16 protein-coding genes and 1 riboswitch are annotated in these 15,264 nt (G+C 30.3%); of the genes, 14 read left to right on the top strand and 2 right to left on the bottom strand.

Annotated features, from left to right (window positions below; translation table 11 throughout):
* The first annotated feature begins 296 nt into the window (after positions 1-296).
* The 10 genes from recA to OCU55_RS07665 all read left to right on the top strand — a co-directional run bounded on the left by recA (position 297) and on the right by OCU55_RS07665 (position 8,969).
* The gene (gene recA / locus OCU55_RS07710) at positions 297-1,379 is read left to right on the top strand and encodes a recombinase RecA (protein ID WP_261851739.1); all 1,083 of its coding nucleotides are present in this window, start codon (positions 297-299) and stop codon (positions 1,377-1,379) included.
* A 254-nt stretch (positions 1,380-1,633) separates the two neighbouring features.
* On the top strand, positions 1,634-3,178 hold the full coding sequence (rny, locus tag OCU55_RS07705; protein WP_261851738.1) for a ribonuclease Y: 1,545 nt from the start codon (positions 1,634-1,636) through the stop codon (positions 3,176-3,178).
* A gap of 321 nt (positions 3,179-3,499) precedes the next feature.
* The gene (locus OCU55_RS07700) at positions 3,500-3,760 is read left to right on the top strand and encodes a stage V sporulation protein S (protein ID WP_073016013.1); all 261 of its coding nucleotides are present in this window, start codon (positions 3,500-3,502) and stop codon (positions 3,758-3,760) included.
* Between the two features lie 205 nt (positions 3,761-3,965).
* A riboswitch (TPP riboswitch) is annotated at positions 3,966-4,065 on the top strand.
* A 226-nt stretch (positions 4,066-4,291) separates the two neighbouring features.
* Complete coding sequence (locus OCU55_RS07695; protein WP_261851737.1) at positions 4,292-5,056, top strand: ABC transporter ATP-binding protein; 765 nt, start codon at positions 4,292-4,294, stop codon at positions 5,054-5,056.
* A complete protein-coding gene (locus tag OCU55_RS07690) occupies positions 5,056-5,838 on the top strand; it encodes an ABC transporter permease (protein WP_261851736.1) in 783 nt (260 codons plus the stop codon). The genes OCU55_RS07695 and OCU55_RS07690 overlap by 1 nt, the downstream gene beginning before the upstream one ends.
* A complete protein-coding gene (locus OCU55_RS07685; RefSeq protein ID WP_261851735.1) occupies positions 5,819-6,823 on the top strand; it encodes an ABC transporter substrate-binding protein in 1,005 nt (334 codons plus the stop codon). The genes OCU55_RS07690 and OCU55_RS07685 overlap by 20 nt, the downstream gene beginning before the upstream one ends.
* A gap of 376 nt (positions 6,824-7,199) precedes the next feature.
* Complete coding sequence (locus OCU55_RS07680; RefSeq protein ID WP_345795591.1) at positions 7,200-7,646, top strand: Wadjet anti-phage system protein JetA family protein; 447 nt, start codon at positions 7,200-7,202, stop codon at positions 7,644-7,646.
* A gap of 100 nt (positions 7,647-7,746) precedes the next feature.
* Positions 7,747-7,917, top strand: coding sequence for a toprim domain-containing protein (locus tag OCU55_RS07675; RefSeq protein WP_261851734.1), 171 nt, complete (start codon positions 7,747-7,749; stop codon positions 7,915-7,917).
* 575 nt (positions 7,918-8,492) lie between these two features.
* On the top strand, positions 8,493-8,765 hold the full coding sequence (locus tag OCU55_RS07670; protein WP_261851733.1) for a hypothetical protein: 273 nt from the start codon (positions 8,493-8,495) through the stop codon (positions 8,763-8,765).
* A gap of 69 nt (positions 8,766-8,834) precedes the next feature.
* On the top strand, positions 8,835-8,969 hold the full coding sequence (locus OCU55_RS07665; protein ID WP_261851732.1) for a hypothetical protein: 135 nt from the start codon (positions 8,835-8,837) through the stop codon (positions 8,967-8,969).
* A 678-nt stretch (positions 8,970-9,647) separates the two neighbouring features.
* On the opposite strand, the gene OCU55_RS07660 is transcribed toward OCU55_RS07665, so the two are convergent.
* Positions 9,648-10,130: a hypothetical protein gene (locus tag OCU55_RS07660; protein ID WP_261851731.1), complete on the bottom strand. Its 483-nt coding sequence runs from the start codon at positions 10,128-10,130 to the stop codon at positions 9,648-9,650.
* Positions 10,131-10,602: 472 nt separating this feature from the next.
* Between OCU55_RS07660 and OCU55_RS07655 the strand changes: the two genes are divergently transcribed.
* From OCU55_RS07655 to OCU55_RS07645, 3 genes are all read left to right on the top strand, one after another.
* On the top strand, positions 10,603-11,433 hold the full coding sequence (locus tag OCU55_RS07655; RefSeq protein WP_261851730.1) for a PHP domain-containing protein: 831 nt from the start codon (positions 10,603-10,605) through the stop codon (positions 11,431-11,433).
* 12 nt (positions 11,434-11,445) lie between these two features.
* Positions 11,446-12,639: a pyridoxal phosphate-dependent aminotransferase gene (locus tag OCU55_RS07650; RefSeq protein WP_261851729.1), complete on the top strand. Its 1,194-nt coding sequence runs from the start codon at positions 11,446-11,448 to the stop codon at positions 12,637-12,639.
* Between the two features lie 91 nt (positions 12,640-12,730).
* Positions 12,731-12,991 carry an HPr family phosphocarrier protein gene (locus OCU55_RS07645; RefSeq protein WP_206867639.1) on the top strand — a complete coding sequence of 87 codons (261 nt, stop codon included), beginning with the start codon at positions 12,731-12,733 and terminating at the stop codon, positions 12,989-12,991.
* A 37-nt stretch (positions 12,992-13,028) separates the two neighbouring features.
* On the opposite strand, the gene OCU55_RS07640 is transcribed toward OCU55_RS07645, so the two are convergent.
* Positions 13,029-13,250: a DUF378 domain-containing protein gene (locus tag OCU55_RS07640; protein ID WP_261851728.1), complete on the bottom strand. Its 222-nt coding sequence runs from the start codon at positions 13,248-13,250 to the stop codon at positions 13,029-13,031.
* 143 nt (positions 13,251-13,393) lie between these two features.
* On the opposite strand from OCU55_RS07640, the gene purB reads away from it, so the two are divergent.
* The gene (gene purB, locus OCU55_RS07635; RefSeq protein ID WP_261851727.1) at positions 13,394-14,824 is read left to right on the top strand and encodes an adenylosuccinate lyase; all 1,431 of its coding nucleotides are present in this window, start codon (positions 13,394-13,396) and stop codon (positions 14,822-14,824) included.
* Positions 14,825-15,264 lie beyond the last annotated feature (440 nt).

The following is a 15,264-nucleotide window of genomic DNA, read 5'->3' as shown; positions in this document are numbered from 1 at the left end:
ATTATAATCTTACTATTTTCTTAAGTAAGAATTAATAAAGATGTACAACTTAACTCCGAAAATTATTTTCAAAATGTCATTCTTCTGAGATGCAGATTTAAAAATATAAATTTTATAATGAAATGGTACATCCATATAGTAGAATCATATAAAAGAAGATATCACCAAACATTTTAAAAGAAAAAATTACTAGGTATTACTTTAATTTTAAGCGTACATTAGTGTTGACTTATATATTAAAGTACCTTATAATATAAATAGAACAGACGTTCGATAGAGAGAGGATGTGTTTATCAATGGGTATTGATATGGAAAAGCTTAAAGCTATAGAATCTGCTATGGGCCAAATAGAAAAACAATTTGGAAAAGGCTCAATAATGAAATTAGGTGAACATAGTACACTAAATTTTGATGTTATATCAACAGGTTGTTTAGACTTAGATATAGCTTTAGGTATTGGTGGAGTTCCTAGAGGAAGAATAATAGAAATATATGGACCAGAAAGCTCTGGTAAGACTACTGTTGCTTTAAATATAGCGGCTGAATCTCAAAGAGTTGGTGGTGCAGTTGCATACATAGATGCTGAACATGCTTTAGATCCTAGCTATGCTAAAGTTCTAGGTGTAGATATAGATAATCTTGTTGTTTCTCAACCAGATACAGGTGAGCAAGCATTAGAAATTACAGAAGCCTTAGTTAGATCAGGTGCTATTGATGTTATAGTTATTGACTCTGTTGCAGCACTTGTTCCTAGAGCTGAAATTGAAGGTGAAATGGGAGATTCTCACGTTGGTCTACAAGCTAGACTTATGTCTCAAGCTTTAAGAAAATTAGCTGGTACTATAAATAAGTCAAAGTGTGTAGTTGTATTTATTAATCAGTTAAGAGAGAAAGTTGGAGTTATGTTTGGTAGTCCAGAAACAACAACTGGTGGTAGAGCTTTAAAGTTCTATGCTTCAATTAGAATGGACATAAGAAGAATTGATTCAATAAAACAAGGTGAAAGTATTGTTGGAAATAGGACCAGAATCAAGATAGTTAAGAATAAGGTTGCGCCTCCTTTCAAACAAGCTGAATTTGATATTATGTATGCAGAAGGAATATCAAAGACAGGTAACTTAGTTGACGTTGGTGTAAAAGATGAAATTATACAAAAAAGTGGTGCTTGGTTCTCATATGGCGATGTGAGATTAGGACAAGGAAGAGAAAATGCAAAACAATTCCTTAAAGAAAATCCTGAAATAGCATTCGAAATAGAAAATAAAATAAGATCAAAATATAATTTGCCACTTACTGTAGCAAAAGAATCTGCTAAAGCAGAAGTAGCTACTACTAAGGCAGAAGGAAAACAAAACAAATCAACTGGAGACCAAAAATAAATCGCATTTGCGATTTATTTTTTTGTTATAAATTACAAACAATTGATAATAATAATATATATAAAGATATTAAATTGTTTTTAACAAGCTTTTACCTATCAACTTGACATAATTTTAAAATTAATATAAAATAATAACAAATACTGGTTTATCATATTCATTTAATTACAGTGAGAATTTAATATGCACCTTACTACGCCTTCATATTTACTTATAATATATATTGCTAAAATAGTGCGAAGGAGGTGTTAATAATGACAAGATACATTATTGAAATTATAGTTTGTATAATAGTTTTAATAGTGCTAGGAATTATCGAGTATTCAGTAATTCAAAATACTTTTAAACGTAGAATGTCCAGCTTAGAACAGGAAGCTGAAACTAATTTGGATAACGCAAAAAGAGAAGCAGAAGCACTGAAAAAAGAATCAATTTTGGAAGCTAAGGAAGAAGTTCATAAGTTAAGAAGTGATGTTGAAAGAGAATCCCGTGAAAGAAGAAATGAAATTCAACGTTTAGAGAGAAGATTAATACAAAGAGAAGAATCTCTAGACAAAAAAAGTGATGCTTTAGAGAAAAAGGATGAGGGCCTCAACAAAAAGATACAAGAGGTTCAACAATTAGAGGATAGTGTACAGAATTTATACACAAAGCAGCGCGAAGAGCTAGAAAGAATATCAAGCCTATCTAGCGAAGAAGCAAGGCAAATTCTTCTTGACGAAATAAGTAAGGAAATAAAACATGATGCTGCTATAATGATTAAAGAAGTTGAAACAAAAGCAAAAGAAGAAGCGGATAAGAAAGCAAGAGAAATAATCACTACTGCTATTCAAAGATGTGCCGCTGATCATGTTTCAGAATCTACTGTACACGTTGTGGCTTTACCTAACGACGAAATGAAGGGCAGAATTATAGGTAGAGAAGGTAGAAATATTAGGACTTTAGAAACATTAACAGGAGTTGATTTAATTATTGATGATACTCCAGAAGCAGTAATACTATCAAGTTTTGATCCAATTCGTAGAGAAGTAGCGCGTATCGCTCTAGAAAAATTAATTGTAGATGGTAGAATTCACCCAGCTAGAATAGAAGAAATGGTAGAACGAGCAACTAAGGATGTAGAAAATGATATTAAGGAAGAAGGAGAACAAGCTACCTTCGAAACCGGAGTACACGGACTACACCCTGAATTAATTAGACTTCTAGGTAGATTAAAGTATAGAACTAGTTATGGTCAAAATGTTCTAAAACATTCTATCGAGGTTTCATACTTAGCAGGACTTATGGCATCTGAACTAGGTTTAGATGTTACACTCGCAAGAAGAGCTGGTTTGTTACATGATATTGGTAAAGCTGTAGATCAAGAGTATGAAGGACCTCATGCCTTAATAGGTGGAGATTTAGCTAAAAGATATCATGAATCACCAATAGTAGTAAATGCTATAGCAGCTCATCATGGTGATGTAGAAATGCTATCTCTTGAAGCAGTACTAGTTCAAGCAGCTGATGCAATTTCGGCAGCAAGACCAGGCGCAAGAAGAGAAACCTTAGAAGCTTATATTAAGAGATTAGAAAAGCTCGAAGAAATTGCAAATTCATACGAAGGTGTAGAAAAGTCATATGCCATTCAAGCTGGAAGAGAGATTAGAATTATGGTTAAACCAGATCAAGTTGATGATGCAGGGGCCATTGAAATGGCAAGGAATATTGTAAAGAACATAGAAGAACAATTAGAATATCCAGGACAAATTAAAATAAATGTTATTAGAGAAACCCGTGCAGTTGACTATGCCAAGTAATTATAAAATACATTTTGTGAAAGCAAAATGTATTTTTTTATTCTTTAAATAAATATGATGATAATTATATCTTTATAGATAAGAAATAATCACAACTATTCTAAAGAATAATATACTGCCTTGCAAACTCGCCTCATCTACATTGGAAAAATTAGGCCACAAAAAAACACAAATGAAGAATGTGGAAATAATTTTGTGATTTTTTTAAAAATAAATTTTAAAAAAAGAGGTTTTTCAGAGTTTATATAGAATATAGATAAAGTAGGTAATTATTATACTTTATGTAAACGATATCGATAATTTCTAGGAGGTCATATAATAATGGAAGTATTAAAAGTATCAACAAAATCTAATCCTAACTCTGTGGCAGGAGCTTTAGCTGCTATAATAAAAGAAAAAAATATCGTAGAAATACAAGCTGTAGGTGCGGGAGCTATAAATCAAGCTGTTAAGGCTATCGCAATTGCTAGAGGCTTCGTTGCTCCTAGTGGAAAAGATATAGTCTGTGTACCAGCTTTCACAGATATAATAATTGATGGGGAAGAAAGAACAGCAATAAAATTAATAGTACAACCAAGATAATAATATTAAGAGGAGCTTTTACACAAAGGGCAGTAGTTCAGGTGTACGAGCTCCTTTTTGTATACGATTAAATCATTGATTTTATTTACCTACAGGTTAAAACATAAGATGATTAACCAATCAATTTTGGAGATATTCTTAAACATAGCTATATATAAATATCCAGAAACTATTGACAATTATCAGTTTAAACTATAAAATTTATCTGTAATGCTAGGGGGGCCATTAAGGCTGAGATGAAGTTTTTCAGACCCTTTGAACCTGCACTGGGTAATGCCAGCGAAGGGAAGTTTTAAGACAATATGACAGGTAAATCTAAAAATATATAGATTTACGATTATTAGATTATTAACTCTTTTCGATGGTATGCAGATACTGATTGAAAGGAGTTTTTTGCAGTTTTCAGAAAATTGTTCTCAAAATGTTATTCTATTTGAAAAACATGTTTAGTTCAAGTTTTCGTAATATCATTAATACATATATTAGTACATATTTTGATATAAAGGCTATGAAAAAGGTTGGATAATTTATATGAAAGCATTGGAAATTAATAATTTATCGTTTAAGTATAAGGATTCAGAGAAGTTAATAATTGATGATTTATCCATTACTATAGATAAAAATGAATTTGTTACAATTATTGCGCCAAGTGGCACAGGGAAAAGCACTCTTTTTAGACTGATTTTAGGCTTGATTAAGCCTCAGAAAGGTAGCATAGAGATAGCTAAGGAAGCCAATAAAAACATAATAGGCTACATGCCACAAAAGGATTCACTAATGCCCTGGAGGAATATTCTAGACAATACAGCGGTTGGCCTTGAATTAAATGGACACAGTAAAAAAGAAGCAAGGAAAACAGCTGCTGCTTATTTTAAAGACTTTGGACTTGAAGGCACTGAAAAGTACTACCCTTATGAATTATCCGGTGGTATGAGGCAGAGAGCTTCCTTTTTAAGAGCTATAGTAAATAAGCCTTCAATGCTTTTGTTGGACGAGCCGTTTTCTTCTTTAGATGCGTTAACTAGAAGAAAAATGCAGGCGTGGCTTTTAGATCTTTGTCAAAAGGAAAAAAATACGGTATTTATGATAACCCATGATATAGATGAGGCTTTACTCTTATCAGACAGAATACTGATTTGTACTGAAATACCTTATAAAAATTTAAAATCTATAGAAGTTAATATAGGAAGGCCAAGAAGTTATGAAACCACACTATCTAGTGAGTTTATAGAATTGAAGAGAAGTATTCTAAATATTCTTGATGGGCTAGAAGAGAATGAGAGGGGGAATTCATAATGAAAAAGATTAAGGATTATATATTCCCTTTAGTATTCTTGATACTTCTACTTCTAGCATGGGAGTTTTTGATACCATATTTTAAAGTGCCGAAATATATTATACCTAGATTATCTGTGGTGCTTAAGGCGTTATGGACTCAAAGAGAGCTATTATATGGGCATTCGATTATAACCTTAGGTGAAGCCGTACTTGGGCTTATGATATCTGTAATTATCGGTATCTCTTGTGCTCTTTCAATTTATCTTTGGAGAAATGTTGGGAAAACCTTGTATCCAGTTATAATATTTTCTCAAACAATTCCTACAATAGCTTTATCTCCAATTATGGTTATGTGGTTTGGATACAGCATATGGTCAAAGGTAGCTGTAGTGGTACTGTTTTGCTTCTTTCCTATAGTTATAAGCACCTTAGATGGATTAAATGGCGTAGATAAGGATTTAGAGGATGTCTTGAAAGCTCTAGGTGGAAGCAGGCTTCAAATATTTTTTAAACTTCATATGAACACTGTGCTTCCTAATTTCTTAAGCAGCTTTAAGATAGCAGCAACCTATAGTGTTGCAGGGGCTACCATAGGCGAGTGGTTAGGAGCAGAAAAGGGACTTGGTATATATGTAAAGAGAACAGCAGGGATGCTACAATCAGATTCAGTGTTTGCAGGTGTGTTAGTTCTATCTTTTCTAGGATTACTACTATTTTCAACAGGTTTTTTACTAGAAAAAGTTTTATTAAAATACAGAAGAGTAATAAAGGAGGATAATCATGAAATTAAAAAAACTTAGTATTTCATTAGTTATTGTAGTAATGTTTAGTTTCTTATTAAGTGCATGTTCTACAAAGTCAGATAATAAGGAAGAAAAAGGTGCATCTAAAGACTTAAAAGAAATTAGTGTACTATTAGACTGGTATCCAAATGCAGTGCATACTTTCTTATATGCTGCAGAGGAACAAGGTTATTTTAAAGAGGCAGGATTAAAGGTTAAATTAATTACACCTGCAGGTACAGATGATGGAATTAAATTAGTAGCGGCAAATAAAGCTGACTTAGCTATAAGCTATCCTAAGCAAGTTATTTTAGCAAGAGGAGAAAACATTCCAGTTAAATCTGTTGGTGCAATAGTTAGAAGTCCACTAAACCAACTTATGGTACGTAAGGACTCAGGAGTTAAAACTTTAAAAGATCTAGAAGGTAAAAAGGTTGGATATGCATCCTTTGATATAGATAAGGAAACAGTTAAGGCAATGGTAAGTGCTGCTGGTGCAGATGCTTCAAAAGTAGATTTTGTAGATGTTGGTTACGACTTGATGCCTGCTATGGAAACAAAAAGAGTTGATGCAATAATAGGTGGATATATAAATCATGAAAAGTTGTTGTTAGAAAAAGAAGGTATTGAGCTTATCACTTTTAATCCAGTAGACTATGGAGTAGCAAACAGCTATGAACTAGCATTTATTGCAAGTGAGGATGGACTTAAGAATAACAATAGTGCAATACAAGCTTTTTTAGCAGCTGCAAAAAAAGGTTATGAATATACTAAAAATAATCCTGATAAAGCTTTAGATTTAGTGTTAAAGGCTCAAAGCAAAGATTTTCCACTGGATTCAGAAGTAGAGAAGAAAAGCTTAAGTATATTACTTCCGCTTATGGAGAATGAAAGTGGCAAATTCTTAAGCCAGGATGAAAATGTTTGGGATAAGAATATCAAATGGTTACAAGAGAAGAATTTACTTAAAGGAAAAGTTAAAGGTAAAGATCTAATTCAATAAACCTATACAGTATAGTACTTAGGGCAGTAAGCTCTAGGTACTTTTTCTTGAATAAAATATAACATAAGCTCTCATTAAAGTATATAATTAGAATTATATAGACATATAATGGCATAGTATTAAAATACTTTGCGTAAAAATAAGCATGGCGGTGATAATTTCGATAGTCATTTAATTAAAATATCACCTGATAATCTACTTTCTCCTTTAACTTCTGCTCATAGATATTTATAAGATAGAGAAATATTAGTAGATGAAATAGAAGACATATTAAGGGAAAGGATTTAAATACTCTTGTAGATGAACTAGGACAAGGCCAGTGCATTAGTTAGAAAGTTTGTAGATTATGGCTGGTTTTATATAGAAGCCACTATTAATTATAAAGATAATAAACTTTAATGATTATGCTGTAACCATGATTGAGGCTCTGAAAAAGCTAATAAATAAAGAAAGTGTTGAATATCAAGGAAATATAATTTCTATTTATCACTATCGATATTCCTCAGAAAATTTCGATAGTGGTATTTTGCTTAAGCAAATATTTGAAAACACAAAAGAGATTTTAAGTGCTTTAAAAACTCTTAATACAAATATAAAGAAGTACATAGATAAATTAACCAAACAACAAACTCCTGAGGAAATAATGGAGACCTTGTTTAAAGACTATATGATAAATATTATAGATAGATTTTATCATAAGATTAAAACCTCTGATAACATATCGAAATATAGACATAAGATTGTAGCAAAACTTGAAGAGTTATCCTATGATGATGATTTCATAAGATCAGCTTCTAGCTTTTATATAGAAGAAGGAAAATAAAAGGTAGTTAATCTAATTTAAGAGGTTATATATGCCTTTAACAACCTAGATAATTACATAAATAAAGAAAAGATAGATCAAGCACTTTGTTACCTATAACATGAACCTAGAAACCTTAAAACAAGGAAGAAACTACTGCAAGTCACTAACCTTAAATGATAGAAAAATTCTAGAGGAAATGTTAGAAGATGATTTTTATATAAAGTTTCATGAATTGTTTAGATATATGATAGATGAAGATTTAAAGCTAGAGCAGGAATGGTTTGGGTAGATGAATAATAAAATATTTTCAATGAAGAGGAACTGTCTATGATCAGGCAGTTCTTTTTATTTGGTAAGAGAATTTTAAAATATAAATTTTTATACGAAGTTGTAGATCCATATAAGGATGCAAATTGAGAAAGGTGGCATGGCTTCTGCAAATAATCATAGAAGTTAAGAACTAAAGAATTTAAAAAGATAAGAAGTTAAAAAAGTTAAATTTAAATGAAGATATAATTATATGTTTATATAATTAAAAAATCATATAAATATATAGGAAACATGCGGGTTTAGGGATGGTATTGATCCATTTGTAGTATAGGAATACGTAAAAATTGATTTAGTTGATATATTTTTAAGATAAGTATTATGGATGTATCACTTCATTATAAAATTTATATTTTCAAAGCTGCCTCTCAGAAGCTAGAGGCATTTTAAAAATAGTTTTCCGATTTAAGTGGTACAGCTGTATAACTATTTATATTAAGTTTAATTCAATGATTAGAGTAAGCTAAAATTAGTTGATCATTTTGAAATATTTATATTTGAAAGTTATTATAACAACAAAATATTACAGAAGACATTTTGACTGATTGCAATATAAAAATATATTATTACTTAGACGGCAAGCATGATAACTACAACTTTAATGAAATTGATAAGGATATTCTCTATAATTTTAATTTAATGGCTAAAAAAACTAAAATGTCAATAGAAGTACAAAAGCTTATTATATTAAGGATGATTGAATCAATAGACAATATGACTGGTGGAAGTTCTTGTAATAGAATGTATCTTGAATTATTAGGAGTTAATTTTACTGTATATGGAGTTTTAGGTTGCAGCTGGTATTCATAGTAAAAATATGTAGAATCTTTGAAAAACATGGTTCGATCTCCTTATATAATACGTGAGGTGAACAATAGAATGGGATTATTTAATAGAATGAAAGAACCAGTTTTTCTTAAGGAGAGCAGTGATGTGGAATTACAATTAGAAAAACTTAAAGAATTAGAACCCTTACTTAATTCAGAAGGTCAATATATAAGGCGATTTCATTAGAAGTAGTCTCGAAAATTAGCACAATTGAAGGAATTTTGCGAGCAATATTTCACAAAATGCGAAATATTGTATATAGAAATACACTAAAAATGAAGGTTGTACATTTTTATATTGCATATATTGAGCTATTAAAGATGTATCACTTCAATTGGAAATGCTATTTATCATAAAAATGTCCAAAGGCATATATTCCATGATAAATTCTAGTAAATTTAAATACGTGTTTCGGGCTTATATCATTATTTAATGTACTATTTATATATTATTCATGTGTAAATGATTTTAAAGATAATAAGTGCTCTTGTTTTGTACCATTAAAATAGGTCTTAAACTACGGAATTTAAATATTGAGGACGTCTTTGAAATGATTTATTACTGTAGGGGAATTGTAGAATAGAGGAGTAGCAGCAATAGAAATAGGTTATTTAAGAAATAAAAAATTAAAGAATTAAAGGAATTTATATTATAGATAGTATAGGTAATAAAGCCTTTGATAATAATTAAATATGTAACCCTTAAGAATGGAGTTATGTGGAAAATCAAAATGATAATAGTCCATTCTACAGAAAGTGGTTTAAGGGTTTCAATAAATAAAGAGCTGTTGAGAACTCTGAAGAGTTCTATGGGATAAAAAGAAGTGATATTATAGCTGTTTGATATAGCGTCACTTAGTCGAGTTTACTCCAAACTCATCGGTGCATAAACATTGTATTTGAAAGCTGGGGATATAATTTTGTTCACGATTTTGCTTTCTTCCTTATTGGCACAGTATGCCTTTATTGAAAGAGTCTTTGTCATCATCTGGTCATAAACAACACTGGTTTTTATGGCGATGTTTGCACTTCTTAAAATATCTGCAAACTCTTTGCCGCTGTGCATATTGTCTGCGGTTATATCAAAGATATAAAGTTTCTCTTTCTCAGACTTTTTAACTGCAAGCCCTGGAATTAAAGTGCCGATAAATGTTGCAGCACATATAGCAATGATGCTTAGTATCCCGTCTGACTTTGCCATCCTCACAACAGCAATCATGTATATAGTTGTAGATAACGCTGCTAGTAAGCTTGAAAAGAAGAACTTTCCACGGGCTAGATATATATTCTTCATTGTGCCCAAAGTGTTGTCCAGCAGTTTTAGTAAAAATACTATTAAAATTTCCATTTTTCCTCCTAATTTTTATTTAAATAAAAATAAAAGACTCTTGCAATAAAAATCACAAGAGCCAAATAATATCTTAATTTATGGATAAAATTGTTTTGCACCGTTAGGTACATTCTTCTGTAACTATCTTAGTATATCACAAAACATATGTTTTGTATATATCCACATTTTTACAACATATTAATATGTCTCTTTATTTGCTCTGAATTATATAGTTTTAACTCTAATTATTAATTTGTACATGTAGTAAAAGCTTGATAACACTCGATTTCTTAACAAATATAAAATGAGTTTTTGTAATAGAGCCTCATGTAGATTTCCAACTTCAATTATTTATTTATGCATGTCTAAAATTCATTGGTGCACGATTTTTGAACAGGCACAAATTAGGCTCTTGTAATGGAGCTCCATATTTACATTTACAATCAATAATGATATATTTTAATATATCAAATGGAAATAAGGTGCTGAGATGAAATATGCCGATTTGCATATACATTCTAATTACTCTGATGGGGTATTAAGCCCTTCAGAAATAATACATATCGCAGAACAAAAGAACATAAATACTATTTCTATTACGGATCATGACTCAATATGCTCACAATTCGTTTTAAAGGGTTGTGAGACTTCGGTTAATATTATATCTGGAGTTGAGATAAGCACAATCTGCAATGATTCGGAGTTACATATATTAGGCTATTTTATAGATATCAATAATACTGAACTTAACGATGCTATGAATAAGCTTAAGGCTATAAGGTTAGATAGGATAAGACAAATAATATCAAAGCTGAATGATCTTTCTGTAGATATAAGTATGCAAGACATTGAATGTTGTTGTAGGGATACTGCTGGAAGATCTCATATAGCTAAGATTCTTGTTGAGAAAGGCTATGTAGATAATTATAAAGCAGCTTTCAATAATTATCTTATAAAAGGTCGTCCTGCTTATGTAGAAAGATATAAATTTAATTATACTGAAACCATAAGTTTGATAAGAAAAGCTGGAGGAATTCCAATTCTAGCTCATCCTGGGAAGATCTATAGAAATATAGATGTAGAAAAGGTAATAAAAAGATTAAAAGATTACGGCCTTTGTGGCGTTGAGGTTTTCCATCCAAGTCATTCAGGTATGCAAGTAAATAAATTTTTTAATCTTTGTAAAAAATATAAACTTTTAGTTTCTGGTGGTAGTGATTGCCATGGAGTATGCTCTAATGATGGTAGTAACTTAATTGGACAGTATGGAATTGATAAAGAATACTTAGATAAGATTGTTAGATTTTATAATAAATTATAAAGGTGGGGTATCATGACATTATCAAAAAAAATAGAAGCTTTAACGCCTTCTATAACACTATCAATAACAGCAAAAGCAAATGAAATGAAGAAAACTGGGGTGAACGTAATAAGTTTTGCAGCAGGAGAACCAGATTTTAATACTCCTAAGAATATTATTGATTCTGCAATTAGTGCTATGGAAAATGGGCACACTAAATATACACCAGCGTCAGGACTTTTGGAATTAAAAAAGGCTGTATGTAAGAAATTTTCAGATGATAATCAATTAGAATATTCGTCTTCACAGGTTATTATATCTAATGGGGCTAAACAATGCTTAGGAAATTTATTTTTAGCTTTATTAAATCCCGGTGATGAGGTAATAGTACCTACACCTTATTGGGTAAGTTATCCTGAACTTATAAAAATAGCTGATGGAGTTCCTGTTTATGTACAGTGTGAAGAGGCAGATGACTTCAAATACACTATAGAAAATTTAAAACAAAGTTTAACAGCAAAAACTAAAGCTTTATTAATTAACTCTCCTAATAATCCTACTGGAACTATATATTCTAAAGAAGAGTTAGTTGAAATAGCTAATTTTGCAAAAGAAAATGATCTTTATATAGTATCAGATGAAATTTATGAAAAATTAATATATGGTGGAGAGAAACATTTTAGTATTGCAGCAGTATCAGAAGATACTTTTAATAGAACAATAGTAATAAATGGACTTTCAAAAACATATGCTATGACAGGGTGGAGAATAGGTTATGCTGCTGGTCCGGAAAACGTAATAAAGCTAATGTCTAGCATACAAAGTCATATGACATCAAATCCAAATACTATAGCTCAGTATGCTGCTATTGAGGCGTTAAATTCTCCAGTGAAATTAGTAGAGGATATGATTCTTGAATTTGAAAGAAGAAGAAATTATATGGTAGATAAGCTAAATGAAGTAGAAAACGTAAAAATAATTAATCCGAGTGGTGCGTTTTATGTTATGGTAAATATATCATATTATTTAAAAAAGAAATTTGGAGAAACTATAATTGAAGATTCGAAAATGTTTTCTGAACTTCTGCTAGAAACTAGTGCTGTAGCCACTGTTCCTGGTATAGCTTTTGGACTTGATGACTATATTAGATTATCTTATGCCACTTCTATAGACAATATAGAAGAAGGTGTAAAAAGATTAAAATCTTTTATAAATAAACTAAAATAACCAACTTGTCCAAAACTTATTGATATTTTGTCCAAAAATTATTATAATGTAATAGTTAATGATATAAAATATAATTAAAGAGGTGGATATAATGGTAACTAAAGAAGTATTAGTTAAAAATTCAACTGGTTTACACGCTAGACCAGCAACATTATTAGTAAAGAAGGCATCATCATTTAAATCTGATATTAGCATTGAATTCAATGGAAAGAAAGCTAATGTTAAGAGTTTAATAGGAGTTCTTTCTTTAGGCGTAACTAAAGATGCTAACATAAAAGTAATAGCTTCAGGAGATGACGAAACTTTAGCTGCTGAAGAAATCGTTAAATTAATCGAAGGTTTAGACGAATAATAAAAAAGGTTCCGAAAGGAACCTTTTTTATTTATGTTCAGCAACTTTTTTTGAAATCGGTTTTACTTCTTAGTAATACGACTATAAGGTTAACGGCACCAGCAAATACCAAAATATAAATTATTCTTTCGATATAACAGTTACCTAGAGAGATTAGCCTAACTAGATTAAAATTAAGTAATCCGATTAACCCCCAATTAATTGCTCCTATAAGTACTAGTAGAAAACTTAGCTTGTCGATAAGACTTAGCTTGTACACAATTTTCAACTCCCATCAAATTAAATTCCCATAGTATATATATTAAAATAAATAATAAAATATACCTGTAAAAAAAGAAAAAATATGATATAATACGAATGATAACTGTATTTTTTTACATTTTATTCGCAGGAGGAAAGAAAATGAGAAATTTGTATAGCACACCTTTAAATTCAAGATATGCATCTAAAGAGATGTCGTATTTATTTTCCGATGATATGAAGTTTTCTACTTGGAGAAAACTTTGGGTAGTACTAGCGGAGAGTGAAAGGGAATTAGGGTTAAATATCACTGAAGAGCAAGTTAATGAGCTCAAAGAGCATATATACGATATAAATTATGATGAAGCAATAAAGAAAGAAAAAGAAGTAAGACATGATGTTATGAGTCATGTATATGCGTATGGATTACAATGTCCTAGTGCTAAAGGAATAATTCATCTAGGAGCAACTAGTTGTTATGTAGGGGATAATACTGACATAATAATAATGAAAGATGCTTTATTATTAGTTAAAAAGAAGCTTATAAATGTTATAAATCATTTAAGTAATTTTGCAAATAAATATAAAGATTTACCTACACTTGGATTTACACATTTCCAACCAGCTCAGCTTACCACAGTAGGGAAGAGAGCTACATTATGGATTCAGGATTTATTAATCGATCTTGAAAACTTAGATTTTGTTATTGAAAAGCTAAAACTAAGAGGAGTTAAGGGAACAACTGGAACTCAAGCAAGTTTTATGACTTTATTTAATGGTGATGAAGAAAAAATAAGAACCTTAGATAAGATGGTTGCTGAAAAAATGGGGTATACTAGCAGTTATGCTGTTACAGGTCAGACATATCCTAGAAAAGTTGATTCTATAGTACTTAATACGTTATCAGAAGTTGCTCAAAGTGCTTACAAGTTCAGTAACGACTTGAGACTTCTTCAAAGCATGAAGGAAGTAGAGGAGCCGTTTGAAAAAAATCAAATAGGATCTTCAGCAATGGCGTACAAGAGAAATCCTATGCGTTCAGAAAGAATGGGAGCTTTGGCTAGATACATAGTTGTAGATGCTTTAAATCCTGCTATAACAGCTTCAACTCAATGGTTTGAAAGAACCTTAGATGATTCTGCAAATAAGAGAATAGCTGTAGCTGAAGCTTTCTTAGCTTTAGATGGAGTTTTAAATCTTTATATAAATATAGCTGAAAACATGGTTGTTTATGATAAAGTTATATCAGCACACGTGTTTAATGAATTACCTTTTATGGCTACAGAAAACATAATGATGGAAGCTGTAAAAAGAGGAGCAGACAGACAAGAAATGCATGAAAAAATAAGAGTGCATTCAATGGATGCAGCTAGAAGAGTAAAAGAAGAAGGATTGAACAATGATCTAATAGAAAGAATCGTTGCTGATGATAGTTTCTTATTATCAAAAGAAGAAATATACAGTATAATAGACCCGCTTAAATTTGTTGGTAGAGCACCAGGTCAAGTGGATGAATTTTTAAGAGATGAAGTTTCGCCAGTGCTTGAAGCTAATAAAGAATTATTAGGTGTAGAAGCTCAAATTAATGTTTAATAAAATTTAAATTCAAATTAATAAGGTTAAGAAATCAAATTAGATTTCTTAACCTTATTTTATTAGTATTAACTTTACATAATGTTTAATATGTTATTATGTAAAGTTAATAGAGAGCATTAGCAACAAAAAAACGAAGAGAAAACAATTCTCATTTGTGAGAGTTGAAAATGTAGAAGTCTAAAAATATAAATGAAGTAATAAGTCTAACTTATGATTTTAGCTGAGAATATTTTTTACTTAAGAAGAGAATTAGGATAATATATATCACTTATAAATGAAAAATTAAGTTTTAAGTATATATTTAAATATAAGCTTAAATAAAAAAATAATTAAGAAACTATTATTAATTATTATAAAAATATTCAAGCTCGTATTTTAAATAATTCTAATAAATTTTAATAAAAATATATGGTTAATTTGTAGAAAAATAATATTTT

It is taken from the genome of Clostridium folliculivorans (assembly GCF_024341905.1).
Classification (GTDB): Bacteria; Bacillota; Clostridia; order Clostridiales; family Clostridiaceae; genus Clostridium_AR; species Clostridium_AR folliculivorans.
Note: the sequence above shows the minus strand (reverse complement) of the source record. Positions and strands in the feature narration are given on the sequence as shown.

What these genes read in the sequence shown, in the direction of transcription:
- OCU55_RS07700 (WP_073016013.1), top strand. Translation starts at nt 3,500, where the DNA reads ATGGAAGTATTAAAAGTATCAACAAAATCTAATCCTAACTCTGTGGCA.
- OCU55_RS07655 (WP_261851730.1), top strand. Translation starts at nt 10,603, where the DNA reads ATGAAATATGCCGATTTGCATATACATTCTAATTACTCTGATGGGGTA.
- OCU55_RS07695 (WP_261851737.1), top strand. Translation starts at nt 4,292, where the DNA reads ATGAAAGCATTGGAAATTAATAATTTATCGTTTAAGTATAAGGATTCA.
- purB (WP_261851727.1), top strand. Translation starts at nt 13,394, where the DNA reads ATGAGAAATTTGTATAGCACACCTTTAAATTCAAGATATGCATCTAAA.
- OCU55_RS07645 (WP_206867639.1), top strand. Translation starts at nt 12,731, where the DNA reads ATGGTAACTAAAGAAGTATTAGTTAAAAATTCAACTGGTTTACACGCT.
- OCU55_RS07660 (WP_261851731.1), bottom strand. Translation starts at nt 10,130, where the DNA reads ATGGAAATTTTAATAGTATTTTTACTAAAACTGCTGGACAACACTTTG.
- OCU55_RS07665 (WP_261851732.1), top strand. Translation starts at nt 8,835, where the DNA reads ATGGGATTATTTAATAGAATGAAAGAACCAGTTTTTCTTAAGGAGAGC.
- OCU55_RS07690 (WP_261851736.1), top strand. Translation starts at nt 5,056, where the DNA reads ATGAAAAAGATTAAGGATTATATATTCCCTTTAGTATTCTTGATACTT.
- OCU55_RS07675 (WP_261851734.1), top strand. Translation starts at nt 7,747, where the DNA reads ATGAACCTAGAAACCTTAAAACAAGGAAGAAACTACTGCAAGTCACTA.
- recA (WP_261851739.1), top strand. Translation starts at nt 297, where the DNA reads ATGGGTATTGATATGGAAAAGCTTAAAGCTATAGAATCTGCTATGGGC.
- OCU55_RS07650 (WP_261851729.1), top strand. Translation starts at nt 11,446, where the DNA reads ATGACATTATCAAAAAAAATAGAAGCTTTAACGCCTTCTATAACACTA.
- OCU55_RS07685 (WP_261851735.1), top strand. Translation starts at nt 5,819, where the DNA reads ATGAAATTAAAAAAACTTAGTATTTCATTAGTTATTGTAGTAATGTTT.
- rny (WP_261851738.1), top strand. Translation starts at nt 1,634, where the DNA reads ATGACAAGATACATTATTGAAATTATAGTTTGTATAATAGTTTTAATA.